The following is a 24900-nucleotide window of genomic DNA, read 5'->3' as shown; positions in this document are numbered from 1 at the left end:
ATGAAGATTACGGTTCAGACCCTCGACGCCAAGGCGTCGGGCGACATCGAGCTCAACGACGAGATCTTCGCCGTCGAGCCGCGCGCCGATATCCTGCATCGCGTCGTCACCTGGCAGCTCGAGAAGCGCCGCGGCACAGCCCGCGGTGCGCGCGAGCGCTCGGACGTTGCCCGCACGGGTAAGAAGTTCGGCAACCAGAAGGGCGGCGGTACGGCTCGTCACGGCGATCGCCGCGCCCCGAACTTCATCGGTGGTGGTAAGGCTCACGGTCCGCGTGTCCGCGACTTCAATCCGTCGCTGAACAAGAAGGTTCGCGCGCTCGGCCTGAAGATGGCGCTTTCGTCGAAGGCGAAGGACGGCAAGCTGGTCGTGCTCGACACGCTGGCGATGGCCGACGCCAAGACCAAGGTGCTGGTCGGTCAGATCGGCAAGCTGGGCTTCGGCAACACCACGCTCGTCATCGATGGCGACATGGTCGACAACGGTTTCGCGCTGGCGTCTTCGAACATTCCGAAGCTCAACGTGATGCCGGCCGTCGGTGCCAACGTCTATGACATTCTGAAGCATGAGACTCTGGTGCTGACCCGCGCCGCGGTCGAGAAGCTGGAGGCGCGCTTCAATGGCTAAGAAGCAGGAAGCCGTGGTGGACATCCGCCACTACGACGTGGTGCTCAAGCCCCACATCACCGAGAAGACGACGCTGCTCTCCGAGCATAATGCGATCGTGTTCCAGGTCGCCGGCTCGGCTACCAAGCCCGAGATCAAGGCAGCCGTCGAGGCGCTGTGGGGTGTGTCCGTCAAGGGCGTCAACACGATCGTCGCGAAGGGCAAGACCAAGCGCTGGAAGGGCGAAGCCTACAAGCGCTCGGACGTGAAGAAGGCGATCGTGACGCTGGCCGAAGGTCAGTCGATCGACGTGACGGAAGGCGTGCGCTGAGATGGCACTCAAGCATTATAACCCGACGAGCCCGGCCCGCCGTGGCCTGATCCTCGTCGACAAGTCGAGCCTGTTCAAGGGACGCCCGATCAAGGCGCTCACCGAAGGCAAGTCGAAGTCGGGTGGCCGTAACAACCAGGGCCACGCGACTGCGCGCGGCATCGCTGGCGGTCACAAGCAGAAGTATCGCATCGTCGACTTCAAGCGCCGCAAGTGGGATCAGCCCGCGACCGTCGAGCGTCTTGAGTACGATCCCAACCGTTCGGCGTTCATCGCGCTGGTGAAGTATGAGGATGGCGAACTCGCCTACATCATCGCGCCGCAGCGTCTCGCCGTCGGTGACAGCGTGGTGGCGGCCAAGAAGACCGACACCAAGCCGGGCAACGCGATGGAAATCGGTCAGGCTCCGGTTGGCACGATCGTCCACAACGTCGAGATGAAGCCCGGCAAGGGTGGTCAGATCGCACGTGCTGCGGGCACCTATGTGCAGATCGTCGGTCGCGACAAGGGCATGGTGATGGTTCGCCTGAATTCGGGTGAGCAGCGCTATATCCGTTCGGATTGCATGTGCACGGTCGGCGCGGTTTCGAACCCGGATAACGCCAACCAGAACCTGGCGAAGGCCGGTCGCAACCGCTGGCTCGGCAAGCGTCCGCTGACCCGCGGCGTCGCGAAGAACCCGGTCGACCATCCGCACGGCGGTGGTGAAGGCCGCACCTCGGGCGGCCGTCACCCGGTCACCCCGTGGGGCAAGCCGACGAAGGGTGCGCGCACGCGCTCCAACAAGTCGACCGACAAGATGATCATCCGTTCGCGTCACGCGAAGAAGAAGAGGTAATCCATGGCCCGTTCCGTCTGGAAAGGTCCGTTCGTCGATCTGCACCTTCTTCGGAAGGCGGAAGGCGCTCAGGACAGTGGCGCGCGCGCTCCGATCAAGACCTGGTCGCGTCGCTCCACCATTCTCCCGCAGTTCGTTGGACTCACGTTCAACGTCTACAACGGCCGCAAGTTCGTGCCGGTGTCGGTCAACGAGGACATGGTCGGTCACAAGCTGGGTGAATTTGCGCCGACGCGCTACTTCCCCGGCCACGCCGCCGACAAGAAGGGTAAGCGCTGATGTCGAAGCCCGCATCTCCGCGTCGGGTTGGTGAGAAGGAGGCCCTTGCGGTCGCCACCACCGTCCGCGGCAGCGCCCAGAAGCTCAATCTTGTTGCGGCTCTGATCCGCAACAAGAAGGCTGGCGACGCGCTCAACATCTTGGCCTTCTCGAAGAAGGCGATGGCGGTTGACGTTCGCAAGGTGCTCGCTTCGGCGATCGCCAATGCCGAGAACAATCACAACCTCGACGTCGACGCGCTCGTGGTGAAGGAAGCTTCGGTCGGCAAGTCGATCGTCATGAAGCGTTTCGCCACCCGCGGTCGCGGCAAGTCGACCCGCATCATCAAGCCGTTCTCGCGCATCCGCGTGGTCGTGCTTGAGCAGGAAGAGGCCGAATAATATGGGTCAGAAGTCAAACCCGATCGGTATGCGGTTGCAGATCAACCGCACCTGGGACAGCCGCTGGTACGCCGAAGGCGCCGATTATGGCCGCCTGCTTCTTGAGGACATCAACATCCGCAAGAAGATCTTCAAGTCGCTGCCGCAGGCCGCGATTTCGAAGGTGGTTATCGAGCGTCCGGCCAAGCTGTGCCGCATCTCGATCTTCGCTGCTCGTCCCGGTGTCATCATCGGTAAGAAGGGCGCGGACATCGAGAAGCTGCGTCGCATGCTCGGCAAGATGACCACTTCGGAAGTCTCGCTGAACATCGTCGAGATCCGCAAGCCGGAGATCGATTCGAAGCTCGTCGCGCAGGGTGTTGCCGATCAGCTCGAGCGTCGTATCGCCTTCCGTCGCGCCATGAAGCGTGCGGTTCAGTCGGCGCTGCGTCTTGGTGCCGAGGGTATCCGCATCACCTGCGCCGGCCGTCTGGGCGGCGCGGAAATCGCCCGCACGGAGTGGTATCGCGAAGGTCGCGTGCCGCTGCACACGCTGCGCGCAAATGTCGACTATGCCGAAGCCGAAGCTCACACCGCCTATGGCGTGTGCGGCATCAAGGTCTGGATCTTCAAGGGTGAGATCCTGGGCCATGATCCGATGGCTCAGGACCGGCTGATGATGGAAGCTCAGACGTCGGGGGTCCGGCCGGCGCGATAAGGGGTTTCCCCTTATCAGCGTCGCCTGATCGACCGGACAATCGGTGTCAGAAGGCGATAGAAAATGCTGCAACCAAAGCGCACAAAATTCCGCAAGGCCCACAAGGGCCGCATCCACGGCAACGCGCCTGGCGGCGCGACGCTGAACTTCGGTTCCTTCGGCCTCAAGGCCATGGAACCGGACCGGATCACCGCTCGCCAGATCGAAGCGGCCCGCCGCGCGATCACGCGTCACATCAAGCGCCAGGGGCGTTTGTGGATCCGCGTGTTCCCGGACGTGCCGGTTTCGTCGAAGCCCGCCGAAGTCCGCATGGGCTCGGGTAAGGGTTCGCCCGAATTCTGGGCGGCGCGCGTCAAGCCCGGCCGTATCCTGTTCGAGCTCGACGGTGTTCCCGGCCCGCTCGCCCGCGTCGCTTTCGAGCGTGCGATGGAAAAGCTGCCGATCAAGACCAAGGTCGTCGCTCGCTTCGGCGAGTCGATTTACGAGGAAGCGTAAGATGGCGAAGATTGCCGATCTCACCGGTCTCACCGACGACCAGCTCTCGCAGGAGCTGGGCACCCTGAAGCGTGAGCAGTTCAACCTGCGCTTCCAGGCGGCGACCAGCCAGCTGGAGAAGCCGACCCGTGTGCGCGAAGTTCGCCGCACGATCGCGCAGATCAAGACCCTGCAGACGCAGCGCTCCGCTGCGGCTGCGAAGTAAGGAGAACAGCCATGCCGAAGCGCGTGCTGACCGGAGTGGTCGTCTCCGACAAGACCGACAAGACTGTCGTGATCAAGGTGGAGCGTCGTGTGAAGCACGGCCTCTACGGCAAGATCATCAAGCGGTCGAAGAAGTATCACGCCCATGACGAAGCGAATGAGTTTCGCGAGGGCGAGACGGTGCGGATCGAAGAGACCGCGCCGATTTCGAAGCTGAAGACGTGGAAGGTGATCGAGCGGGTTGATACCCACGCGACGCCGAACCACGCCTGATAACGGAAGGGTCTGACACATGATCCAGATGCAGACGAACCTCGACGTCGCCGATAACAGCGGCGCCAAGAGGGTGCAGTGCATCAAGGTGCTGGGCGGGTCGAAGCGCCGTTTCGCGACCGTGGGCGACATCATCGTCGTCTCGATCAAGGAAGCGGCTCCGCGCGGCAAGGTGAAGAAGGGTGACGTGCATCGCGCGGTCATCGTTCGCACTGCCAAGGATATCCATCGCGCCGACGGATCGACGATCCGCTTCGACGGCAACGCTGCGGTTCTGATCAACAAGAACTCGGGCGAGCCGATCGGCACGCGTATCTTCGGTCCGGTGGTTCGCGAACTCCGCGCCAAGAACCACATGAAGATCATTTCGCTCGCTCCCGAGGTGCTGTGATGAGCGCGCTGAAAATCAAGAAGGGCGACAAGGTCGTCGTCCTGTCGGGTAAGGACAAGGGCAAGACCGGTGAGGTCACCAAGTCGTTCCCCAAGGACGCCAAGGTGATCGTGTCGGGCATCAACGTCTCGACCCGCCACCGCAAGCCGAGCCAGGCCAACCCGCAGGGCGGTCTGGAGCGCATCGAGGCACCGCTGCACGTTTCGAAGGTCGCGATCGCGACTGCGGACGGCAAGCCGACCCGCGTGCGCTTCGAGGTGAAGGACGGCAAGAAGGTCCGCGTGGCCGTCAAGACCGGGGAGACGATCAGTGGCTGATGCTTACACTCCGCGCTTCCGCAAGCTGTATGACGACACGATCGTCAAGGCGATGACGGAAAAGTTCGGCTACACGAACCCGATGCAGGTCCCGAAGATCACCAAGATCGTCCTCAACATGGGCGTTGGTGAAGCGACGCAGGACAAGAAGCGGGTCGAGCAGGCAGCGAACGAAATGACGCTGATCGCCGGCCAGAAGTCGGTGATCACCAAGGCGAAGAAGTCGATCGCGCAGTTCAAGCTGCGTGAAGGCATGCCGATCGGCGCGAAGGTCACCCTCCGCCGCGAGCGCATGTACGAGTTCCTCGACCGCTTCGTCACCGTCGCACTGCCGCGCGTTCGCGATTTCCGTGGCCTTTCGGACAAGTCGTTCGATGGCCGTGGCAATTATGCGACCGGCCTCAAGGAACAGCTGATCTTCCCGGAGATCAGCTACGACAAGGTCGACAACATCCGCGGCATGGACGTGATCATCGCGACATCGGCGAACACGGATGAAGAGGCGCGCGAACTGCTGCGTCTGTTCGGCTTCCCGTTCCCGCTCGCTAACCAGGACCAGAAGCAGGCCGCGTAAGCGGTCTGCTGGATAAGGAAGAACTTAAGTCATGGCGAAACTGAGTTCGATCAACAAGAATGAGAAGCGCAAGAAAATGGTCGCGGCTTACGCGCCCAAATATGCGAAGCTCAAGGCGATCGCGAACGACAAGAACGCGGACGAGACCGAGCGTCTGATCGCTCGTCTGAAGATGGCCGAGTTGCCGCGCAATGCGAACCCGACCCGCGTCCGTAACCGCTGCGAAGTGACGGGCCGTCCCCGCGCTTATTATCGCAAGTTCCGGCTTTGCCGTGTGCAGCTGCGTGATCTGGCCAACAAGGGCCTGATCCCCGGCGTCACGAAGTCGAGCTGGTAAGGAAAAGAACAGATGGCTCTGACCGATCCCTTGGGTGATTTGCTCACCCGCATCCGCAACGGGCAGCGCGCCCGCAAGGACAGCGTGGTTTCCCCCGCGTCCAAGCTGCGCGCCCGCGTGCTCGACGTTCTCCAGCGCGAAGGCTACATTCGTGGCTATAGCGAGGAGCTGGTCGCCGGCCATGATGGCCTGCGCATCGAGCTGAAATACTTCGAAGGCCAGCCGGCGATCCAGCATGTCGCCCGCGTTTCGAAGCCTGGTCGCCGCGTCTATTCGGGCTCCAAGGAGCTTCCGCGGGTGCGCAACGGCCTGGGTATCACCATCGTCTCGACGCCTAAGGGTGTTCTGTCCGACGCGGAAGCGCGTGAGCAGAATGTCGGCGGCGAGGTTCTTGCGGAGGTCTTCTGATGAGCCGCATTGGTAAGAAGCCCGTCCCGGTTCCGGCCGGCGTGACTGCTTCGATCGAAGGCAAGACGCTGTCGGTCAAGGGTCCGAAGGGCACGCTCAGCATTGGTCTGGCCGATGAGGTCACCTATGCCGTCGAGGACGGCTCGATCACGGTCCAGCCGGCGAACGAGACGAAGCGGGCGCGGTCCTTCTGGGGCATGCAGCGCACGCTGGTCCAGAACCTGATCACGGGTGTGACGGAGGGTTATTCCAAGACCCTGCAGATCACCGGCGTCGGCTATCGCGCCAACGTCCAGGGCAAGAATCTGAAGCTGCAGCTTGGCTACAGCCACGACGTCGACTTTGCGATCCCCGAGGGGATCACGATCGCGACGCCGGATCAGACGACCGTCCAGATCACGGGTATCGACAAGCAGAAGGTCGGCCAGGTGGCCGCGGAAATCCGCCGTTGGCGCAAGCCCGAGCCCTACAAGGGCAAGGGTATCAAGTACCAGGGCGAGTTCATCTTCCGCAAGGAAGGGAAGAAGAAGTAATGGCCAAGGGTCTCTCTCTCTTCGAACGCCGCCGTCGGCGCGTTCGCACCGCGCTCCGCGCTCGTGGTGGCATGCGTCCGCGCCTGTCGATCCATCGCTCGGGCCGGCACATCTACGCCCAGGTGATCGACGACGCGCAGGGCCGTACCCTGGCGGCGGCTTCCACCCTCGACAAGGATCTGCGCGAAGCGACCGGCGCCACCACCGAGGCAGCAGCCTCGGTCGGCAAGGCGGTTGCCGAGCGTGCCAAGGCGGCGGGCGTCACCCAGGTGGTGTTCGATCGTGGTGGTTTCCTGTTCCACGGTCGCGTCAAGGCGTTGGCCGATGCGGCCCGCGAAGGCGGATTGGAGTTCTAAATGGCTGACGAAACCGAAATCCAGGCAGCCGCTCCCGCGGCAGCCGCTCCCGGCGCCGAAGGCCAGGGTGAGCGTCGCGGTGCACGTGGCGGCCGCGGCCGTGGCGGTGGCGGCGGCAACGATCGTGGTGGCGGCCGTGGCCGTGACGGCAATCGTGGTCGTCGCGACGATCGCAACAAGAACCCGGAAGATCAGGGCGAGGAGCTGATCGAGAAGCTCGTCCACATCAACCGCGTCTCGAAGACCGTGAAGGGTGGTAAGCGTTTCGGCTTCGCCGCGCTCGTCGTGGTCGGCGATGGCAAGGGGCGTTCGGGCTTCGGCCACGGCAAGGCCCGCGAGGTTCCTGAGGCGATCTCGAAGGCGACCGCCGCTGCGAAGAAGGCGATGATCCGCGTTCCGCTGAAGGAGGGCCGCACCCTCCATCACGACGGCAAGGGCCATTTCGGCGCGGGCCGCGTCAGCGTTCGCACCGCGCCTCCGGGCACCGGCATCATCGCCGGCGGTCCGATGCGCGCCATCTTCGAGAGCCTGGGCGTTCACGACGTGGTGACCAAGTCGGTCGGCACTTCGAACCCCTACAACATGATCCGTGCGACTTTCGAGGCGCTCAAGGAACAGACGTCGCCGAAGTCGGTGTCGCAGCGCCGTGGCAAGAAGATCGCCGACCTGCTGGGTCGTGGCGGTGTTTCGAGCCAGGCTGCCGAGGCCGAAGCGGCCGCGATCGCGGAGTAATCGAACATGGCTACCGTCAAGGTCACTCAGATCGGTTCGCCGATCCGCCGCACCCCCGATCAGCGCGCAACGCTGATCGGCCTCGGCCTCAACAAGATGCATCGCACCCGCGAGCTGCAGGATACCCCTGAAGTGCGCGGCATGATCAAGAAGGTGCAGCACATGGTGAAGGTCGAGGACTGATCCTCGATCGCACCCGATGCCGGCATGGCCGGCGTCGACGCAAAGTTCAGGCCCGCCTGAGGAAACCTTGGTTTTCCTCGGCGGGCCTTTTCTTTTCCGACGGCAGGCGCCGCTCTCATTGCGGCTACGACCACATCCTTGGGGAGCAACTGACATCCGGATCCGAGACTGATCGGCTTCGGATCAGTATCCCGGGCCAGGCGCAGTAATTCCCGAAAATCTGCGTAATTAATTCGCGTCATTCGCCGAGGGGGGACGAAATGACGCGAGCGTTGAGCATCATGCTGGTCGGGCTGGTCTTTGTTCTGGCGGCCATCGTGAAGTTGCCGTCCATTGCAGATGGCGCGCCCAATCTCGAAGCGACGTATCATGTTATCCTAACGGATCGGGCGCTCGCCGAAAGCCCGGCGTCGGAGCATCATTTCCTGCCCACCATCTCGCTCGGAAAGCCACAGGACAAGCGCCTCGCCTGGGGTGCGACGCTCCCGCTCTCGTCGGGGCATTATGTTTATGCGTCGTTTCCGATCGCAGGCTTTCTGGCGCCCTATCTCTATTTCCGTGTAACCGGGCAGGAGCCGGGGCGGCTGCCGTTGTTTCAGTTCACCATCCTTCTCCAGGCAGGGGTGGTACTCGCGCTGATGGCCTTGCTGGTGCGGGTGCTGCGTGCAGTGAATGTCCCGAAGGATCGCATCTGGCCCGCCGCCGCCGCTGGCGCGCTGACGCAGATACTCGCGTGCGAGGCGATGCTCTCTTACGGCCCGATCTATTGGACGCAGCAACTCTACCAACTGGTGCTGATCCTCGGTCTCCTGTGCCTGCTCGAAATCGTGCGGCGCGATGCGCGCGGCTGCGCAGTTCCGCTGGCCGCGCTTGCGGTGATTTGTTTCGTGGGGCCGTGGTTCGAATGGACGTGCCTGGTGTTCAGCGCGGGCATTCTGGCCCTTTTTGCGTGGAAGGGGCGGCAGGCGCCATCCTATCGGCGACCCGCGCTGCTGATCGCGGGCGCAACCGCGCTCGGCATTGTCCTGATGATCGCGCATTACGCGGTCTTTGCCGGGTTCAACGACACGCTTCGGGCATTGGCGCGGCAAGGTGTGACGCGCTCGGCGTTGGCGGCGAATCCGCTCAAGTTGGCGATGGGCTACGGGACGTCCTATGGATTGCTCCTGCCGATCGGCTTTGCCGCGGCCGTGCTCGTCTGGCAACGGAGGGCGCGGCTGCCCGAACCGTTCATCCGCATCTTTCTGCCGATCCTGTTCCTCGCAGCCTTTCCGCTCCTCGAAAATCTCGTCGTGCTTCAGCACGCCGTTCGGTTCAGCTATGATCGCCTCAAGTTCATTCTGCCGCTGGCGATTCTGATTGCCTACGCGATGACGTTGATGGGCCGGCGCATCTGGATTGCCTGGGCACTGCTCGCGATCGCATTCGCACAGAATGTCTGGAGCTATCAGCACTTGCTCGATGCGAGATCCGGATGGGCAGCCGTCGATGTCCACAACCGGCGCTTTGCCGCCGCGGTTGGAGCGCGCACGGATCTATCCTGCGCCACGATCGCGATGGCCGGCCCTGCGCGCGCTTATATCAACCTCCTGTTCGATCGCGGCATCCGTGAGCAGACCCATTTTGCGGATTTCCGCCGGGTGGCCGAAGGCACGGGGGGCGCGGGATGCGGTTTCGTTCACCTCACCGCGGTCCGATTCGGGCCAGATCTGCCGCGCTTCACGCAGGCGCGCATCTGGCGTGACGGCCGGTGGAGTGAAGTCGTGGCACGCTGATCCGGCGATTCCGGCGTGACAAAGCTCGCATCAGCCGTTATGGGCCGCGCCTTCCATCAAGCGCGAACATAGCGAAAGCGAGTGCACAGACATGAAACTCAACGATCTTCGTGACAATCCCGGCGCCCGCAAGGGCCGCGTCCGTGTCGGCCGCGGTATCGGTTCGGGCGTGGGCAAGACGGCCGGCCGTGGTCAGAAGGGCCAGACGAGCCGCTCGGGCGTTTCGATCAACGGCTTCGAAGGCGGCCAGATGCCGCTCCACATGCGCATCCCGAAGCGTGGCTTCAACAACATCTTCGCCAAGGACTTCGCCGAAGTGAACCTGGGCGCGATCCAGAAGCTGGTCGATGCCGGCACGCTGGAAAGCAAGGGCGTGATCGATCATGCCGCGCTCAAGGCCGCTGGCGTCGCTCGCGGCGGCAAGGACGGCGTTCGCGTTCTGGGCAAGGGCGCGCTGACCGCGAAGCTCTCGTTCAAGGTCGCCGGCGTTTCGGCCGGTGCCAAGGCCGCGATCGAAGCCGCTGGCGGTTCGGTCGAGGTGATCGAGGTCATCGATCCGGCTGACAAGCACAAGGCCAAGCACCGCACCGTCCAGAAGGCGCGTGCGGCCGACAAGGAAGCCAAGAAGGCCGCTGCGAAAGCCTAAGCCTTTCGCCGCTTGTCCGCTTTCGGGCTGACAAGCCCTTAGCATGCACTATATGGAGCGGCGGGGCGGGCCATCGGGCTGCTCCGCCGTTCTTTTTTGGGGTCAAAGCACATCATGGCATCCGCCGCCGAACAGATGGCCGCCAATCTGAGTCTGTCGCAATTCGCGAAGGCTACCGAGCTCAAGAAGCGCCTGTGGTTCACGCTGGGCGCGCTCATCGTCTTCCGTCTGCTCAGCCATGTTCCGCTGCCGGGTCTCGATCCGCGCGCGTTGCAGACGCTGTTCGACACGACCAAGGGCGGCGTGCTCGATTTCTTCAACACCTTCTCGGGCGGGGCGCTGACGCGCATGTCGCTGATCGCTTTGGGCGTGATGCCGTACATCACCGCCTCGATCATCGTGCAGCTGGCGACCTCGCTGTCGCCCGCGCTCGCCGCGATCAAGAAGGAAGGCGAAAGCGGCCGCAAGAAGCTCAACCAGTACACGCGCTACGGCACGGTGCTGCTGACCGCGATCCAGGGCTATTTCATCGCTGTGGGCCTTGAAACCTGGGGCACCAGCTCGGGTATCGAGGCGGTGATCGTCAATCCATATCTTTTCCGCGTCACCACCGTGATCTCGCTGATCGGCGGCACGATGTTCCTGATGTGGCTGGGTGAGCAGATCACGAGCCGCGGCATCGGCAACGGCATCTCGCTGATCATCATGGCGGGCATCGTCTCGCAGCTGCCGACCGCGCTCGCCAACGTGTTCGAAGGTGGTCGCACCGGTTCGATGTCGCCGATCCTGATCGGCGGCGTGATCATCGGCGTGATCGGCCTTGTTGCGTTGATCGTGTTCATGGAGCGTGCGCAGCGCAAGGTGCTGATCCAATACCCCAAGCGTCAAACGGCCAAGGGTATGATGCAGGGGGACAAGAGCTTCCTGCCGCTGAAGATCAACACCGCCAACGTGATCCCGCCGATCTTCGCCTCGTCGCTGCTGCTGATGCCGCTGACGATCAGCCAGTTTGCGGGCCAGCGCGTCGCGGGTGAGAGCACCTGGGGTGATTTCATCATCACCGTGAACCAGTATCTGCAGCACGGCACGCCGCTCTACATGGCGCTCTATGCGTTTGGCATCATCTTCTTCTGCTTCTTTTACACCGCCGTCGTCTTCAATCCGGAAGAGACCGCGGACAATCTGAAGCGTTATGGCGGCTTCATTCCTGGCATCCGTCCGGGCAAGACGACCGCCGATTATCTCGATTATGTGTTGACGCGCATCACAGTGTTGGGTGCGGCGTACCTGACCTTCATCTGTCTGGTGCCTGAATATCTGGTCGCGCAGGCGGGCATCCCTTTCTATCTGGGAGGCACCAGCCTGTTGATCGTCGTCAACGTCACGATCGACACCGTCACGCAGATCCAGAGTCACCTGCTCGCGCATCAATATGGTGACCTGATCAAGAAGGCGAAGCTCAAGGGGGGAATGCGTAGGTGAACATCATCCTGTTGGGCCCCCCGGGGGCGGGCAAGGGCACGCAGGCGGAGAAACTGGTGGCGGAGCGGGGCATGGTCCAGCTCTCCACCGGGGATATGCTTCGCGCGGCCGTGAAGGCCGAAACCCCGATCGGGTTGCAGGCGAAGGCCGTGATGGAAGCGGGGCAGCTCGTCTCGGACGAGATCGTCTCCGGCCTCATCGGCGAGAAGCTCGATTCGATGGCCAAAGATGCCGGCGCGATCTTCGACGGCTATCCGCGCACCGAAGCCCAGGCGCTCTCGCTCGACGAAATTCTCAAGAGCCGTGGTCGCACGCTCGATCATGTGATCGAACTCGAAGTGAACGAGGATGCGCTGGTCGAGCGCATCACCGGTCGTTTCACCTGCGCCAAGTGCGGTGCGGGCTATCACGACACGTTCAAGCAGCCCAAGGTCGAAGGCGTCTGTGACGTCTGCCAGTCGACCGAGTTCAAGCGCCGTCCCGACGATAATGAGGAAACCGTGCGTACGCGCATGGCCGAATATCGCGCCAAGACCGCACCGATCCTGCCGACCTACGAAGCGCGTGGACTGGTCAAGCGGGTCGACGGCATGGCCGCGATGGATGCCGTTTCCGCGCAGATCGCCGCGATCCTCGACGGCAAGTGATCCTCGATCCTCTCCCCACGCGCGGGGGAGGCGAAGAAATGCAGGGGGCGGATATGGCGCGATGGCGACCATATCCGCCCCTTCTCCGTTTTCGCGATTATCCCCTTTTTGAGGGATGATCGGTCGAGTGGTCGTCGTTACGGCGCTGTCGTCCCAAAACTGAAATTCTCTTGGCTTTACGGTATTTTCATGGTTGCCTAAGCTTTAGAGACCGGATGCCGAACGCGATGGAGCCCCAACCGAAGATCAGGAAACGCCGCCGGCGCCGCCGGTCACGCGCACTGCAGGAAACGCAGGCGTGGATCGTTTTGCTCATCCGTTATGCCAGGACATTGTGGCATTGGGCGATGCTGATCGCACTGATCCTGTTCATCCTGCTGGTCGGTTTCGCCTACCCCACGCTCGCCTGATTTAGACGATAATATTTCTGCGCCTTCGCAATTATTTGGGTCGTAAGTCGCTTATCCCCTTGCCGTCGTAACAATTTCGCGGGATGCCTGTGATCAGAGCCTCGTCCCAGGGCAATGGACTTGGCAGTTTTCAGCAGGGGGAGGTGCCAGATGGCCGTTTCAGATCATGTCGACTTGCCGACGTTCATCGATGGCGTGAAGAAGCGCAATCCCGGTCAGCCGGAGTTCGTTCAGGCGGTGCAGGAAGTCGCCGAAGACATTTACGACTTCATTGCCGACAAGGAAGAATATCACAAATATCAGATCCTGCGCCGCATCGCGGAGCCCGATCGCGTGATCAGCTTCCGGGTCTGTTGGGAGGATGACAGCGGCAATATCCGCGTCCAGCGCGGTTGGCGCGTCCAGAACAACAATTCGATCGGGCCTTACAAGGGCGGCATCCGCTTCCACCCGTCGGTGACCGAAAGCGTGCTAAAGTTCCTGGCGTTCGAACAGACGTTCAAGAACGCGCTCACCGGCCTCCCGATGGGCGGCGGCAAGGGCGGCTCGAATTTCAACCCGAAGGGCAAGAGCCCGAACGAAGTGATGCGCTTCTGCCAGAGCTTCATGAACGAGCTTTATCGCCATATCGGCGCCGACGTTGACGTCCCCGCGGGTGATATCGGCGTGGGCGGTCGCGAAATCGGCTTCATGTTCGGTCAGTATAAGCGCCTGACCAACGAGTTCACCGGCGTCCTCACCGGCAAGGGTCTCGAATATGGCGGCTCGCTGATCCGTACCGAGGCGACCGGCTATGGCGCGGTCTATTTCCTGTTGGAGATGCTCAAGAACAAGGGCCAGGACCTCGTCGGCAAGACTGCGGTCATCTCGGGCTCGGGCAACGTCGCGACCCACGCGGCCGAAAAGATCAACCAGCTCGGCGGCAAGGTGCTGACCCTCTCGGACTCCGAAGGCTTCATCTATGATCCGGAAGGCATCAGCCAAGACAAGGTGAACTGGGTCAAGGATCTGAAGAACAAGAAGCGCGGCCGCATCTCCGAATATGTCAAGGAGTTCAAGGGTTCGGAATTCCACGGCGGCGGTGCGCGTCCCTGGGGCGTCACCTGCGACGTGGCGGTGCCCTGCGCGACCCAGAACGAGCTGAACGGCGATGAAGCCCGCCTGCTCGTGAAGAATGGCTGCATGGCGGTGTCCGAAGGCGCCAACATGCCGACCACGCTGGAAGGCGTCCACGTCTTCAAGGACGCCAAGATCCTCTACGCCCCCGGCAAGGCCGCGAACGCGGGCGGCGTCGCCGTCTCGGGCCTCGAAATGAGCCAGAACTCGGCGCGCATTTCGTGGAAGGAAGAGGAGCTTCAGCGCCTCCTGGTCGACATCATGCAGGGCATCCATTCGCGCTGCGTCGAATATGGCACCCAGTCGGACGGCCATATCGATTATGTGAAGGGCGCCAACATTGCCGGCTTCAAGAAGGTCGCCGACGCGATGCTCGCCTACGGCGTCGTCTGATCCTTCACGACAGTTGAAACGAAGAGGGGCGCCGGAGATGATCCGGCGCCCCTTTTGCTTTCTTGATCCTCCCCGGAACGGGGAGGGGGACCATCCGCAGGATGGTGGAGGGGGCAGAAGGCTGGCGGTATCGCCCGAGACCAGCCCCCTCCGTCGCCTTCGGCGCCACCTCCCCGTGCCGGGGAGGATTTGCGGTTAGAACCCCACCGCGATGCTCTTGTGCTCCAGGTAGCTCTCGATGCCGTACTGGCCGAGTTCGCGGCCCAGGCCCGAGCTTTTGAAGCCACCGAAGTCGAGGTCGCCCAGGAAGCCGTTGTTGATCGTGATCGTGCCCGCATCGAGCCGCGCGGCCAGCCCATGCGCGTTGCGCAGGTTGGTGGTCCAAATGCGCGCGGCCAGCCCGTATTGCGTGTCGTTGCCCCACGCGGCGAGCGTGTCGAGATCGTGCGAGTCGGTGAAGCGCTGAGCGACCAGCACCGGACCGAAGATCTCTTCTTTCACCAGCGTCTTGGTCTGGTCGACATTGGCGATCAGCGTCGGCTCGATGAAATAGCCATCACCGGGCAGCAGGTTGCCGCCGGTCACGATTTCGCCGCCTTCCTTGCGGCCGATCTCGAGATAGTTGGTCACGCGATCAAGCTGCTTCTGCGAGATGATCGGGCCCATCGTCGTGTCGGTTTCGAGCGGCTGACCGACCTTGGCGGCCTTGGCATGCTTCTCGAAGCCCGCGACGACCTTGTCGTAGATCTTGTCGTGGATGTAGAGGCGCGTGCCCGCGGCGCAGAACTGGCCGGTCTTGTAGAAGATGCCGTTCGAAATGCCCGCGATCGCCGCATCGACGTCGCAGTCGGGGAACATGAACACCGGCGACTTGCCGCCGAGTTCGAGCGTCACGCGCTTGAAGGTGGGGGCGGCGAGGCGCAGGATTTCGGCGCCGGTCGCGGTCGATCCGGTGAAGCCGACCTTGGCGACGCCCGGGTGCGACGCGAGCGGGGCGCCGGCTTCGGGGCCGGTGCCGGTCACGACGTTGAACACGCCCTCGGGGATGCCGGCTTCGAGCACCAGTTCGCAGAAGCGCAAAGCGGTCATCGGCGCCAGTTCGGCGGGCTTGTGGACGAAGGTGCAGCCCGATGCGAGCGTCGGCGCGATCTTGAACATCGACAGGATCATCGGCGCGTTCCACGGCGTGATCGCGGCCGCGACACCGACGGGCTGGCGCGTCGAATAAGACAGCATTTCGGGGCCGCTGTTCGACATCGGCACCTGCCCGAACAGCTTGTCGGTCCAGCCGGCATAATAACGCAGATAGGCGACGGCCATGGCGATATCGCCGTGGCGGACGTGCATGATCGGGTTGCCCGCGTCCATGACTTCCAGCGTCGACAGTTCGTCGATGTTCGCTTCCATCAGGTCGGCGAGCTTGTGCATGATCGCGGTGCGTTGCGCGGCGGTGAACTTGCTCCACGGGCCGTGGAAGGCCTTCTCCGCCGCCTTCACCGCCAGGTCGATGTCCTTGGCGTTGCCCGCTGCGACAGTCGCCAGCTTCTGCTTGGTCGACGGGTTATAGACGTCGAGCGTGCCGCCATCGACGGGGTCGACCCACTGGTTGTTGATGAACAGCTTGTGCTTCCGGGGCAGGAAGTCGGCTTTCAGCTTCTCGGCGTGGTTCGCGAATGGCGACAACATGGGTCAGGCTCCTCCTGGGGACTCCGCGCGTGCACGGCGTCTCGCTTTGCGTGTCGAGGAAATAACCGAACCGCTCGGGCCGACCTACCAGTTCTGGGGTAGGCGATAACCCGGTCCGTCTTGCCATTTCGTCATTGCGAGGAGCCGGAGGCGACGCGGCAATCCACTCCGCAGTTCGGAATGGATTGCTTCGCTATGCTCGCAATGACGAGTCTAGCGGCGGGAGATCATTCCGCCGCGATGGGCTCCGGGCTGGGCGCGCTGTCCTTGAACGCCGGATAGACCTCCTTCGCCAGCAGCTTCAGGCTGTCGGCGGTGTCCTTGTGGTCGAGATATCCTCCTTGGCCCATCATCAGGAAGTGGCCGAGGCCGCCGACCTGATCGGCGAAGCGCTGGATCTGATGCACCACTTGATCGGGTTTACCCCAGAAGAGCAGCCCGGCTTCGGCCAGTTCGTCCAGCGTGGGTTTTGCGGGCAGCGGCTTGCCATCGGGCAGCAGGCCCATCGACATCTGCTTGGCCGGCCCGGACAGATAAGCCTGCGCATTCGCCTCGACGGGCGCATAGCCGGCGGGGTTGAAGGTGCCCGCGGGCGAACGCGGCACGGTAGACCAATAGGCATAAAGCGCATGCGCGCGCTTCTCCGCTTCGGCCTGATTGTCCGCCGTCACCGCCATGCCCAGATAGGCGAGTCGATCGAGCGGACATTCGCGCCCCCACGTCTCTTCATAGACCTTGCGATAGCCCGCGAAGGTCGCCTTCGCCTGATGCCCGCACAGGAAGCTGGCGAGCGTATAGCCCTTTTGCGCGACGATCTTCGCCGACATCGCGCTGCTGCCCGGCATCCACATCGGCGGGTGCGGGTGCTGCCAGATGCCGGGGATCACGTTGACCGTGCGGTAATGGAAATGCTTCCCCTCCCAGCTGAAGGGGCCGTCGCGCGTCGCCCACGCCTTCAGGATCAGGTCGTGCGCCTCCCAGAAACGCTCCATCATCCGCGCGGGGTTCGAATTGGAGATGTAGAGTTCCCAGCCCGACCCCTTGACGAAGCCGAACTCCAGCCGCCCGCGCGAGATCATGTCGATCATCGCCAGTTCCTCGGCGACGCGCAGCGGGTCCATCCGGTTCGCCATCGGCACGCCCAGGCACAGCAGCCGCGCCTTCTTCGTCTCGCGCGCCAGCACCGCCATCGGGATGGCGGGGACGGAGGACATGCACGTCATCGACGCATGGTGCTCGTTGACCATGATGTCGAAGCCGAGTTCGTCGGCCAGGCGATATTCGTCGAGATAACGGTGGAACAGATCGGCCACGACCTCGCGGTCCATCATCGAACTCGGTGGCACGATGCGAAGCGGGTCGGTCGTCTTGTCCCAGCCGGGGTGATAGCTTTGCTCGGTGAAGTGCCAGAAACGCATATTGGCTCTCCTCAGGCCGTGACGGGCGCGACGAAGGTTTCGATCGCGCGCGCGGTCGCTTCGGTCTGCTCGACATGGGGGAGGGCGCCGGCCTCCTTGATCAGTTCGAAGCGTGCAGCCGGGATGCGTTCGGCATAGGCGCGGCCATAATCGACCGGCGCCAGCCGATCGCTCTCGCCCCACAGCACCAAAGTCGGCGCGGTGATGCGGTGAAGCCGGTGCACCAGCTTGGGATTGTGGAGCAAAGGCGACCAGCCGTAGAGTGAGTGGCTCTCGCGGTTGCGCGCGATCCGCCGCGCGCCCTCGATCGTCGGCGCCTTGGTGCCGGGGCGCGGGCTGTGCCAGCCCATCTCGGCGATCACTTCGGGCAGCAGGTAGAATATGTCGGCGACATCCTGCTTGTCGCGCGAACCGACCTTGATGCCATAAGCGTCGATCAGCACGACCTGGCTGATGCGGTCGCTCCCCATCGTCGCGATCTCTGCGGCGATCCACCCACCAAACTGCGCGCCAACCAGCACGACGTCTTCCAGCCCCTCCTGCTCGATATAATCGAGATAGAAGAAGGCGAGATCATCGACGCTATCATAATGGCTGGGCAGGTCGCTGCCGCCGAAGCCCGGATGCGAGAGCGCGTGGACCTCGTAATTCTGGCTCAGCCGCTCGATGAACGCCGCGCCGAACTCGATCCCGCCGCCATCGTGCAGGTAAAGTAGCGGCCGCCCGCTCCCCATCTTGACGCGCTCGGCACCCACGCTCGCGACGTCGATCCTCTCAAGAGGCAAACTCTCCAACACGCGCTCTCCTTTCTGCCGTGGAGGCGTTGATTGGAGCGCAATATCGAACCGATCGGTCCATGACGCCAATGATTTTTGGGAGCGCGTTTCGATCGCAAAAGCGCATCAACTCTAATCCTCCCCCTGGCGGGAGAGGATTGAGGGGCGGCCTACCCCATTTGAGGAAGCCGCCCTTGCGCCCGCCGGGCAATGACCGGCAGGATCGTTCGGCCAACGAACGGATGGGGAGGAAGTGCGTGAGCGAGGCGGACAGCCCGAAGCTGAACTATGACCTGCTGATGGCCTATGAAGGCAAGGGCAAGCAGGACTGGTCGGTCAAGGACACGATCATCTACAATCTGGGTGTCGGTTTCGGCATTTCGGCGATCGACGATCCCGAACAGCTTCGCTTCGTGCTGGAAGACAAGATCGCCAGCTTCCCAACGATGGGCGCGGTCGTCGCGATTTCGGCGGGTATGTATGCCGATCCGCGCTACGGTATCGCCTATAACAAGATCCTGCATGGCGAGGAGGCGATCGAGCTGCTCCGTACGATGCCGCCCAGCGCCAATTTCACCTCGACCAACAAGGTCGACGGCATCTGGGATCGCGGGGCGGAAGGCGGCGCGATCATGCAGGTCAGCCGCACGGTCTTTGCGGATGACGAGGCGGTCGCGATCAACCGATCGGTCTATATGCTGCGTGGAAACGGCGGCTTCGGCGGATCGATGGAGGGCGCGCCCAAGGCGGCCGCGGCCCCCGATCGCGATCCGGACGGCTATTATGATCTCGCCACCCGCGACGAGCAGGCGTTGATCTACCGCCTGTCGGGGGACACGAATCCGCTCCATTCGGTGCCCAAGGTCGCCGCGAAGGCGGGCTTCCCCAAGCCGATATTGATGGGCCTGTGCAACTGGGCGATCGCCGCGCGCGGCCTGGTCGCGGGCCTCGCCGATGGCGATCAGACCCGGCTCAAGCGCGTCGGCGCGCGCTTCGCCAGCGTGGTCTATCCGGGCGAGACGATCCGCACCGAATATTGGAAGCTGGGCGACGGAGACGTCGCCTTCCGCTGCCGCGTGGTGGAGCGTGACCAGATCGTGCTGACCGGCGGCAAGGCGACCATCGCGTAACAAGATACGGGAGAGCGACGATGAAGGACTTCAAGAGCAAGGGCGTGTTCATCACCGGTGCGGCCAGCGGCATCGGCTTCGGCCTCGCGCAGTCGTTCAGTGAGAAGGGCGCGAAGGTCGCCATCGCCGATATCCGCGTCGAAGCGGCCGAGGAAGCCGCCGCGAAGATCCGCGCCGCGGGCGGTGAAGCGGTCGCCGTCCAGCTCGACGTCGGCAATCCCGAAAGCTGGAAGGCGGCGGCGGATGCGGCCGAGGCGGCGATCGGCCCGATCTCGGTCCTGTGCAACAATGCCGGCACATCGGGCGCGCAGGCCGTCGTGGGCGTGAAGCCGCTCGACGAGATGATGCCTGCGGAGTGGGAATTGCTGACCCGCGTCAACTTCTCCGGCCCCTTTTACGGCATTCAGACCTTCGTTCCCCGCTTCAAGAAGCGCGGAGGGGAGGCGCATGTCGTCAACACCACCTCGATGGCCGGGATCATGCCGCAATATGCGGGCCTGCCGCCGGCCTATGTCGCGACCAAGTTCGGCGCGGTCGGCCTGACCGAACAGCTTCGCCTCGAGCTGATGGACGAGTTTCCGAACATCGGCGTCTCGATGCTCGCGCCGGGCACCGTCGCCACCGACGTCCGCAAGTCCGCGCTCCAGGTCGCGACCTATGGCGACGACGTGACGCCCGACGGCTTCAAGGATGGCTATGCCGAGTTCATGGAAGCCGCGATGAGCCCGTATAAGGTCGCGCAGGCGGTTCTGAAGGCGGTCGAGGAGAACCGCTTCTACGTCTTCACCCACCCCGAATATAAGGGCATGTCGGACCACTTCGCCGCCCGCATCGCCGCCGGTTGGGGCGAAAGCGCCGATCCCACCTACACCGATCCGCTGCCCGAGCCGCGCTAAGCCATGACGATCACCGGCGGATGCGTGTGCGGTAGCCTGCGTTACGCAACGCAGGATCCGCCGCAACTTGCCGGCAAATGTTATTGCCGCGATTGCCAGCGGGAGACGGGGACGGGGCACATGACCTTCGTGGTCTTCCCCGCGGCGGGCCTGGCGATCACCGGTGAGGCGAAGGACTATGTACGCCAAGGCGACAGCGGCAGCGAAGTCGTGCGGACCTTCTGTCCTTCCTGCGGCAGCACGATCTTCGGTCGTCCAGCGATGCTCGGCGATGTCGTCATCGTCCGCGCCGGCACGCTCGACGATCCTTCGGCCCTCGACATGGGTTTCGCCACCTACGCCAGCCGCGCCCACCCGTGGGACGCACCGCCGGCTGGCCTAACAACGTTCGACACGATTCCGCCGGGGGTTTAGCGCCGCCCTTCAGGCGAAGTTCGCCTGCCCGCCATCCAGCGGGATCACCGCGCCGGTTACATAGCCAAAGGCCGGCCCGCACAAGGCGGCGACCGCCGCGCCGATGTCCTCCTCGCACCGGCCGATGCGGCGCAAGGGGATCGTCTTGAAGAAGGCGGCGGCTTCCTCGGAGTTGTTTTCGATCCACCATTTGAGGCCCGGCGAGTCCGCATGGGGTGCGACGGCCAGCACGCGGATATTGTCCTCGCCCCATTCGGCCGCCGCCGCGCGGGTAAGGGACTCGGTCGCGCGCTTCACTGCGCCATAATGGCCGAACCCCGCCATGTCCCAGCGCCGCGTGGCCGATGTGGTGAGGTTGATGACGATCCCGTGCCCCGACGTCTTCAGATAGGGATGGCACAGCCGCATCAGCCGCAGTGCTGCGAGCGGCCCGGAATCGAAGCTCGCCTCGAAATCGGCGTCCGACACCGACAATATCGTGCCGAGCGCGACCTCCTGAGCATTGTTGACGAGGATATCGACCCCGCCGAACGCCGCCACCGTCCCCTCGACGAGCGCGCCAATCGACGCCGCATCCTTGACGTTGCATGCGAACGCGTGCGCGACGCCGCCCGCAGCCTCGATCTCGCGCACGACGGTATCGAGCTTGTCGACCGTTCGCCCCGCCAGCGCGATCTTCGCCCCCGCCCTGGCGAGCGCCAGCGCGATCCCGCGCCCCACACCCTGCCCGCCGCCTGTCACGATCGCGGTTCTTCCCTCCGGCATCGTCCATCCTCTCTATTGTTGAGACGATGTGTAACGAGCGTCGTGGCGCCCACAAATCACGCGATGCGGCTTTCCGGGAAGGAGGAAGGGCTATCCCCAGGATAGGGTTGATCGCTCCTGCCTGATGCTGCACCCCTCTGCTGCAAAAGAGGAGGGGACGGTGGCGGACGAGTTTTTGGACCTGTCGGCGCATGAGCAGGTCGCGGCGCTGGCGGCGGGGACGATCGGCGCGGTCGAGTTGACGCAGGCGGCGATCGCCCGGATCGATGCGCGCGACGGCGCGATCAACGCGGTCGTGGTGCGCGATTTCGATCGCGCGCTGGTGGCAGCGGGGGAGGCCGAGGCGGCGATCGCGCGCGGTGAGCGTCGGCCGCTGCTGGGCCTACCGATGACCGTCAAGGAATCGCACAATGTAGCCGGCCTACCCACGACATGGGGGTTCGAGCCGTTCCGCAACGCCGTCGCCGGTTCGGATTCGCTTGGCGTTGAGCGACTGAAGGCGGCGGGCGCGATCATCCTGGGCAAGACCAACGTGCCGACCTGGCTTGCCGACTGGCAGAGTGTCAATCCGATCTACGGCCGCACCAACAACCCCTATGATACTGGCCGCTCGCCGGGCGGCTCATCGGGCGGATCGGCGGCGGCGCTGGCGGCGCGGATGGTCGCGCTCGAATTCGGATCGGACATCGGCGGATCGATCCGCGTGCCGGCGGCCTTTTGCGGCGTCTATGGGCACAAGCCCAGCTGGCAGCTGATCCCTGGACGCGGCCATGTTCCGCCCGCTGGCGAACCGGGCGCCTTCCCGCCTTTGTCGGTGGTCGGTCCGATGGCGCGGACGGCGCGCGACCTGGAGATCGCGATGACGGTGCTTGCCGGGCCGGATAGCGACATGGCGGCCGGTTACAGTTTGGCGCTACGCGAACCGCGTGGAAAGCAACTGTCGGACTATCGTGTGCTGGTGGTCGATGCGATCGGCGACCTTGCGATCGATCCTGAAGTTGCGGGCGCACTATCCGACCTGGTCGACAGGCTGGCGATGGCGAATGTGACGATCATCCGCGACACGTCGATCCTGCCGGACCTGGCGGCGGCACGCGCCGCTTATGGAACGATGGTGACGACCATCACGAGCGCGCGTTCGGGTCAGCCCGCGGCGATCGATGCGCATGGCTGGATCGAGATCCTGAACCATCAGGCGCGCTTTCAGCGGGCGTTTGCGGCCGCATTCCGACAAGTCGACATCGTACTGAGCCCCGTATTCGGCACGGCGGCCTTTCCGCATAACGACGCCGAACCGATGAAGCGTGTGTTGAGCATCGGCGGAGAGGACAGCCCCTATTTCGGTCAGATCGGCTGGATTGCGCCAGCGACCTTCGGCCATCTGCCCGCAACATCGGCTCCGATCGCGCAGACGGCGGGCGGACTGCCGATCGGCGTCCAGATCATCGGCCCGTCGCTGGAAGACCGCACCCCGATCCGCTTTGCGAGGCTGATCGAGGAAGCGTTCGGTGGATATCGGGCGCCGGCCGGATATTGAATGGCAACGAAAAAGGGCGGCCCCCGCAGGAGCCGCCCTCTTCATTTCAGCGTCACTGGCTCAGGCGATCACGCCTCGTCGGGCGCGCTGTAATATTCGTACAGGACGCGGTGGAAGTTCGAGACCGAGACTTCCTGGACCGGGTTGGTGCGCCCGCCGTGGAAGCCGCGCGACAGCATGCCCTTCTGGGTCGCTTCCATGTTGCCGAAATCTTCCTCGAGGAACGGGTTCTTGCCCTCGAATTCCTTCGGCGACGGATAGAAGTCGCGGCCCACTTCGGGTTCCTGGCCCTCGGGAAAACGTTCGAGCGCCCAGAAGTCCCACAGGCACGATGCGGGGTCGTCACCATTCGGGCGCATCCGGTGCCACAGGGTGGCGTCACCGCCCGGCACCAGGGTGGTGTTGGGGAAGATGTGGATGTCGGTCGGCGCGTCGCTCATCAGGAACTCGCCGGTCAGGCCGGCGGGCCACTCGATGCCGGCCTTGGCCAACTCTTCCTTGTGGAACTCACCGAGCTTGATCAGCACCGTCATGTCGTCGGCGTCGGCGGGCAGCTCGTCGAGCCGCTTGGTCGCCTCCAGCAGCATCGGGGTGATCATGCTGCCCGCATAATCCCACAGACGCTGGGTCTTGTACTGGATCTTCTCCTTCACGCTCGCATCGACGACCGAAGGCAGCACCTTCTCGCTGCGGTCGATCGAAGGTTCGCCCGGCTGGTAGAAGGCACCATGCTTGCCCAGTGCCTTGGTGGTCGACGAAGGCCAGCCATGCTTGAACACCGACGGGTGCGTCGCGGCCGAGTGATAGGCTTCGTTGAAGGCGTCGACGACGACCTTCCAGTTACACGGCACGACGATCGTGGTGTAGGAGCGGAAGCGCTGCTTCTCCAGCTCGAACGGATCGAGCAGCGCCGTCACCGGCTGCAGATAATCGTGCAGCGGCTCGATGTTCGGATCCATGCTGATCCAGATCCAGCCACCCCAGGTGTCGTGCTTCACTTCCTTCAGGTTGACCTGGTCGTCGGAGAAGCTGTCGCAGCCGTCCCAGTCTTCGCGGTTCAGGATGCTTTCGATCGAACCGTCGATGTTGAAGCGCCATCCGTGGAAGTTGCAGCGGATGATCTTGCCGGTGCGCCCGCAATGCGTGTCTTTCAGGCGGCGGCCGCGATGCTGACAGACGTTGTAGAACGCCTTGATGCTCTTGTCGGCCTGACGGACGACCAGGATCGAATCCTTGCCGATGTCGAAGGTCACGAAGTCGCCGGGGCGCGGCATCTCCTCCTCGCGCGCGGCGAGCAGCCACGTCTTGGGCCAGAGTTTCTCTTCCTCCAGCTGAACATAGCTCGGATAGACATAAGCGTCGGCCGGCACGAAATCGGGCCGGACGGGCTCGGGCAGTTTGATCGACACGTCCTTCATGGTCATCCCCGCAGATTTCAAAGGCGCATTCCGCGCCGGCTAATGGCATTCCCTGAAAAAATACAACGCGCTTTGACAATTCTCAATCGCGACGCTTTTTCCTCTATGGCGACGCTCTATCCGATCATCCCTGCTTCGGCGGCACACGGACGACGAGGCCGTCGAGCGCCTGCGTCAGCGCGATCTGACAGGAGAGGCGGCTGTTCGGAGCAACATATTCGCTGAACTCGAGCAGCTCGTTCTCCACCTCGGATGCGGCTCCCACCGCGTCCATCCATTCGGGCTCGACCAGCACATGGCAGGTCGCGCACGAACAGGCGCCGCCGCATTCGGCGATGATGCCTTCGACGCCCGCCGACTGGGCGACTTCCATGACCGAGAAATTCGGCTTGCCTTCGCCGGTTCGCTCGGTGCCGTCAGCTTCTATATAGGTTACGCGGATCATCTTTTTAACTCA

The 24900-nt window shown here is 63.5% G+C and carries 34 protein-coding genes; 28 read left to right on the top strand and 6 right to left on the bottom strand.

Going from position 1 to position 24900, the window contains the following annotated elements; genetic code table 11:
• The 24 genes from rplD to gdhA all read left to right on the top strand — a co-directional run bounded on the left by rplD (position 1) and on the right by gdhA (position 14403).
• A complete protein-coding gene (gene rplD / locus FYJ91_RS05175; RefSeq protein ID WP_149521176.1) occupies positions 1–627 on the top strand; it encodes a 50S ribosomal protein L4 in 627 nt (208 codons plus the stop codon).
• Positions 620–937: a 50S ribosomal protein L23 gene (locus FYJ91_RS05170; protein ID WP_149521175.1), complete on the top strand. Its 318-nt coding sequence runs from the start codon at positions 620–622 to the stop codon at positions 935–937. The genes rplD and FYJ91_RS05170 overlap by 8 nt, the downstream gene beginning before the upstream one ends.
• Position 938: 1 nt before the next feature.
• Positions 939–1775, top strand: a complete 837-nt coding sequence (gene rplB / locus FYJ91_RS05165; RefSeq protein ID WP_149521174.1) for a 50S ribosomal protein L2 — start codon at positions 939–941, stop codon at positions 1773–1775.
• Positions 1776–1778: 3 nt separating this feature from the next.
• On the top strand, positions 1779–2054 hold the full coding sequence (rpsS, locus tag FYJ91_RS05160) for a 30S ribosomal protein S19 (RefSeq protein WP_127746285.1): 276 nt from the start codon (positions 1779–1781) through the stop codon (positions 2052–2054).
• The gene (gene rplV, locus FYJ91_RS05155) at positions 2054–2434 is read left to right on the top strand and encodes a 50S ribosomal protein L22 (protein WP_149521173.1); all 381 of its coding nucleotides are present in this window, start codon (positions 2054–2056) and stop codon (positions 2432–2434) included. Before rpsS ends, rplV begins: the two co-directional genes overlap by 1 nt.
• 1 nt (position 2435) lies before the next feature.
• Positions 2436–3131: a 30S ribosomal protein S3 gene (gene rpsC / locus FYJ91_RS05150; protein WP_149521172.1), complete on the top strand. Its 696-nt coding sequence runs from the start codon at positions 2436–2438 to the stop codon at positions 3129–3131.
• 63 nt (positions 3132–3194) lie between these two features.
• A complete protein-coding gene (gene rplP, locus FYJ91_RS05145; RefSeq protein WP_149521171.1) occupies positions 3195–3626 on the top strand; it encodes a 50S ribosomal protein L16 in 432 nt (143 codons plus the stop codon).
• Between the two features lies 1 nt (position 3627).
• Complete coding sequence (rpmC, locus tag FYJ91_RS05140) at positions 3628–3831, top strand: 50S ribosomal protein L29 (RefSeq protein ID WP_149521170.1); 204 nt, start codon at positions 3628–3630, stop codon at positions 3829–3831.
• Positions 3832–3842: 11 nt separating this feature from the next.
• Complete coding sequence (rpsQ, locus tag FYJ91_RS05135; RefSeq protein WP_149521169.1) at positions 3843–4103, top strand: 30S ribosomal protein S17; 261 nt, start codon at positions 3843–3845, stop codon at positions 4101–4103.
• Positions 4104–4122: 19 nt separating this feature from the next.
• The gene (gene rplN / locus FYJ91_RS05130) at positions 4123–4494 is read left to right on the top strand and encodes a 50S ribosomal protein L14 (protein ID WP_127746271.1); all 372 of its coding nucleotides are present in this window, start codon (positions 4123–4125) and stop codon (positions 4492–4494) included.
• Positions 4494–4811, top strand: coding sequence for a 50S ribosomal protein L24 (rplX, locus tag FYJ91_RS05125; protein ID WP_149521168.1), 318 nt, complete (start codon positions 4494–4496; stop codon positions 4809–4811). The genes rplN and rplX overlap by 1 nt, the downstream gene beginning before the upstream one ends.
• Positions 4804–5385 (top strand): 50S ribosomal protein L5, encoded by a 582-nt coding sequence (gene rplE, locus FYJ91_RS05120; RefSeq protein WP_149521167.1) that lies wholly within the window; start codon positions 4804–4806, stop codon positions 5383–5385. The genes rplX and rplE overlap by 8 nt, the downstream gene beginning before the upstream one ends.
• A gap of 31 nt (positions 5386–5416) precedes the next feature.
• Positions 5417–5722 (top strand): 30S ribosomal protein S14, encoded by a 306-nt coding sequence (rpsN, locus tag FYJ91_RS05115; protein ID WP_127746263.1) that lies wholly within the window; start codon positions 5417–5419, stop codon positions 5720–5722.
• A gap of 12 nt (positions 5723–5734) precedes the next feature.
• Positions 5735–6130, top strand: a complete 396-nt coding sequence (gene rpsH, locus FYJ91_RS05110; protein ID WP_149521166.1) for a 30S ribosomal protein S8 — start codon at positions 5735–5737, stop codon at positions 6128–6130.
• Positions 6130–6663 (top strand): 50S ribosomal protein L6, encoded by a 534-nt coding sequence (gene rplF / locus FYJ91_RS05105; protein WP_149521165.1) that lies wholly within the window; start codon positions 6130–6132, stop codon positions 6661–6663. Before rpsH ends, rplF begins: the two co-directional genes overlap by 1 nt.
• Complete coding sequence (rplR, locus tag FYJ91_RS05100) at positions 6663–7019, top strand: 50S ribosomal protein L18 (protein ID WP_127746255.1); 357 nt, start codon at positions 6663–6665, stop codon at positions 7017–7019. The genes rplF and rplR overlap by 1 nt, the downstream gene beginning before the upstream one ends.
• Entirely contained in the window at positions 7020–7751 is a 732-nt protein-coding gene (gene rpsE / locus FYJ91_RS05095; RefSeq protein ID WP_149521164.1) for a 30S ribosomal protein S5, read from the top strand.
• 6 nt (positions 7752–7757) lie between these two features.
• Positions 7758–7934 carry a 50S ribosomal protein L30 gene (gene rpmD, locus FYJ91_RS05090; RefSeq protein ID WP_127746249.1) on the top strand — a complete coding sequence of 59 codons (177 nt, stop codon included), beginning with the start codon at positions 7758–7760 and terminating at the stop codon, positions 7932–7934.
• Between the two features lie 260 nt (positions 7935–8194).
• Positions 8195–9709 carry a hypothetical protein gene (locus tag FYJ91_RS05085; RefSeq protein ID WP_149521163.1) on the top strand — a complete coding sequence of 505 codons (1515 nt, stop codon included), beginning with the start codon at positions 8195–8197 and terminating at the stop codon, positions 9707–9709.
• A 91-nt stretch (positions 9710–9800) separates the two neighbouring features.
• A complete protein-coding gene (rplO, locus tag FYJ91_RS05080; RefSeq protein ID WP_149521162.1) occupies positions 9801–10355 on the top strand; it encodes a 50S ribosomal protein L15 in 555 nt (184 codons plus the stop codon).
• A 114-nt stretch (positions 10356–10469) separates the two neighbouring features.
• The gene (gene secY / locus FYJ91_RS05075; protein WP_149521161.1) at positions 10470–11837 is read left to right on the top strand and encodes a preprotein translocase subunit SecY; all 1368 of its coding nucleotides are present in this window, start codon (positions 10470–10472) and stop codon (positions 11835–11837) included.
• Positions 11834–12484, top strand: a complete 651-nt coding sequence (locus tag FYJ91_RS05070; protein WP_149521160.1) for an adenylate kinase — start codon at positions 11834–11836, stop codon at positions 12482–12484. The genes secY and FYJ91_RS05070 overlap by 4 nt, the downstream gene beginning before the upstream one ends.
• Positions 12485–12699: 215 nt before the next feature.
• The gene (locus tag FYJ91_RS05065) at positions 12700–12894 is read left to right on the top strand and encodes a hypothetical protein (protein ID WP_149521159.1); all 195 of its coding nucleotides are present in this window, start codon (positions 12700–12702) and stop codon (positions 12892–12894) included.
• Between the two features lie 150 nt (positions 12895–13044).
• Positions 13045–14403: an NADP-specific glutamate dehydrogenase gene (gene gdhA / locus FYJ91_RS05060; RefSeq protein WP_149521158.1), complete on the top strand. Its 1359-nt coding sequence runs from the start codon at positions 13045–13047 to the stop codon at positions 14401–14403.
• A gap of 195 nt (positions 14404–14598) precedes the next feature.
• Here the strand turns inward: gdhA and FYJ91_RS05055 are convergent, their stop codons facing one another.
• The 3 genes from FYJ91_RS05055 to FYJ91_RS05045 all read right to left on the bottom strand — a co-directional run bounded on the left by FYJ91_RS05055 (position 14599) and on the right by FYJ91_RS05045 (position 18301).
• The gene (locus FYJ91_RS05055) at positions 14599–16089 is read right to left on the bottom strand and encodes an aldehyde dehydrogenase family protein (protein ID WP_149521157.1); all 1491 of its coding nucleotides are present in this window, start codon (positions 16087–16089) and stop codon (positions 14599–14601) included.
• Between the two features lie 227 nt (positions 16090–16316).
• The gene (locus FYJ91_RS05050; protein WP_149521156.1) at positions 16317–17507 is read right to left on the bottom strand and encodes an LLM class flavin-dependent oxidoreductase; all 1191 of its coding nucleotides are present in this window, start codon (positions 17505–17507) and stop codon (positions 16317–16319) included.
• 11 nt (positions 17508–17518) lie between these two features.
• Positions 17519–18301 carry an alpha/beta fold hydrolase gene (locus FYJ91_RS05045; RefSeq protein ID WP_149521155.1) on the bottom strand — a complete coding sequence of 261 codons (783 nt, stop codon included), beginning with the start codon at positions 18299–18301 and terminating at the stop codon, positions 17519–17521.
• A gap of 239 nt (positions 18302–18540) precedes the next feature.
• Here FYJ91_RS05045 and FYJ91_RS05040 point away from each other — a divergent pair, with 239 nt between their 5' ends.
• The 3 genes from FYJ91_RS05040 to FYJ91_RS05030 are packed head-to-tail and all read left to right on the top strand — an operon-like array spanning position 18541 to position 20723.
• Positions 18541–19413: a MaoC/PaaZ C-terminal domain-containing protein gene (locus FYJ91_RS05040; protein ID WP_246152433.1), complete on the top strand. Its 873-nt coding sequence runs from the start codon at positions 18541–18543 to the stop codon at positions 19411–19413.
• 20 nt (positions 19414–19433) lie between these two features.
• On the top strand, positions 19434–20309 hold the full coding sequence (locus FYJ91_RS05035) for an SDR family oxidoreductase (RefSeq protein ID WP_149521153.1): 876 nt from the start codon (positions 19434–19436) through the stop codon (positions 20307–20309).
• 3 nt (positions 20310–20312) lie between these two features.
• Positions 20313–20723 carry a GFA family protein gene (locus tag FYJ91_RS05030; RefSeq protein WP_149521151.1) on the top strand — a complete coding sequence of 137 codons (411 nt, stop codon included), beginning with the start codon at positions 20313–20315 and terminating at the stop codon, positions 20721–20723.
• Positions 20724–20732: 9 nt separating this feature from the next.
• Here the strand turns inward: FYJ91_RS05030 and FYJ91_RS05025 are convergent, their stop codons facing one another.
• Positions 20733–21488 carry an SDR family NAD(P)-dependent oxidoreductase gene (locus FYJ91_RS05025; protein WP_149521150.1) on the bottom strand — a complete coding sequence of 252 codons (756 nt, stop codon included), beginning with the start codon at positions 21486–21488 and terminating at the stop codon, positions 20733–20735.
• A gap of 160 nt (positions 21489–21648) precedes the next feature.
• Between FYJ91_RS05025 and FYJ91_RS05020 the strand changes: the two genes are divergently transcribed.
• Positions 21649–23025, top strand: a complete 1377-nt coding sequence (locus FYJ91_RS05020; protein WP_219822555.1) for an amidase family protein — start codon at positions 21649–21651, stop codon at positions 23023–23025.
• Positions 23026–23093: 68 nt separating this feature from the next.
• Here the strand turns inward: FYJ91_RS05020 and FYJ91_RS05015 are convergent, their stop codons facing one another.
• Both FYJ91_RS05015 and FYJ91_RS05010 read right to left on the bottom strand, forming a co-directional pair.
• Positions 23094–24449, bottom strand: coding sequence for an aromatic ring-hydroxylating oxygenase subunit alpha (locus FYJ91_RS05015; RefSeq protein ID WP_149521148.1), 1356 nt, complete (start codon positions 24447–24449; stop codon positions 23094–23096).
• 118 nt (positions 24450–24567) lie between these two features.
• Positions 24568–24888 carry a 2Fe-2S iron-sulfur cluster-binding protein gene (locus FYJ91_RS05010; RefSeq protein ID WP_149521147.1) on the bottom strand — a complete coding sequence of 107 codons (321 nt, stop codon included), beginning with the start codon at positions 24886–24888 and terminating at the stop codon, positions 24568–24570.
• Between the last annotated feature and the right edge of the window lie 12 nt (positions 24889–24900).

This window comes from Sphingomonas montanisoli, assembly GCF_008274695.1.
Taxonomy (GTDB): Bacteria; Pseudomonadota; Alphaproteobacteria; order Sphingomonadales; family Sphingomonadaceae; genus Rhizorhabdus; species Rhizorhabdus montanisoli.
The sequence above is the reverse complement of the archived record's forward strand: the minus strand, read 5'-3'. Positions and strand labels throughout refer to the sequence as shown.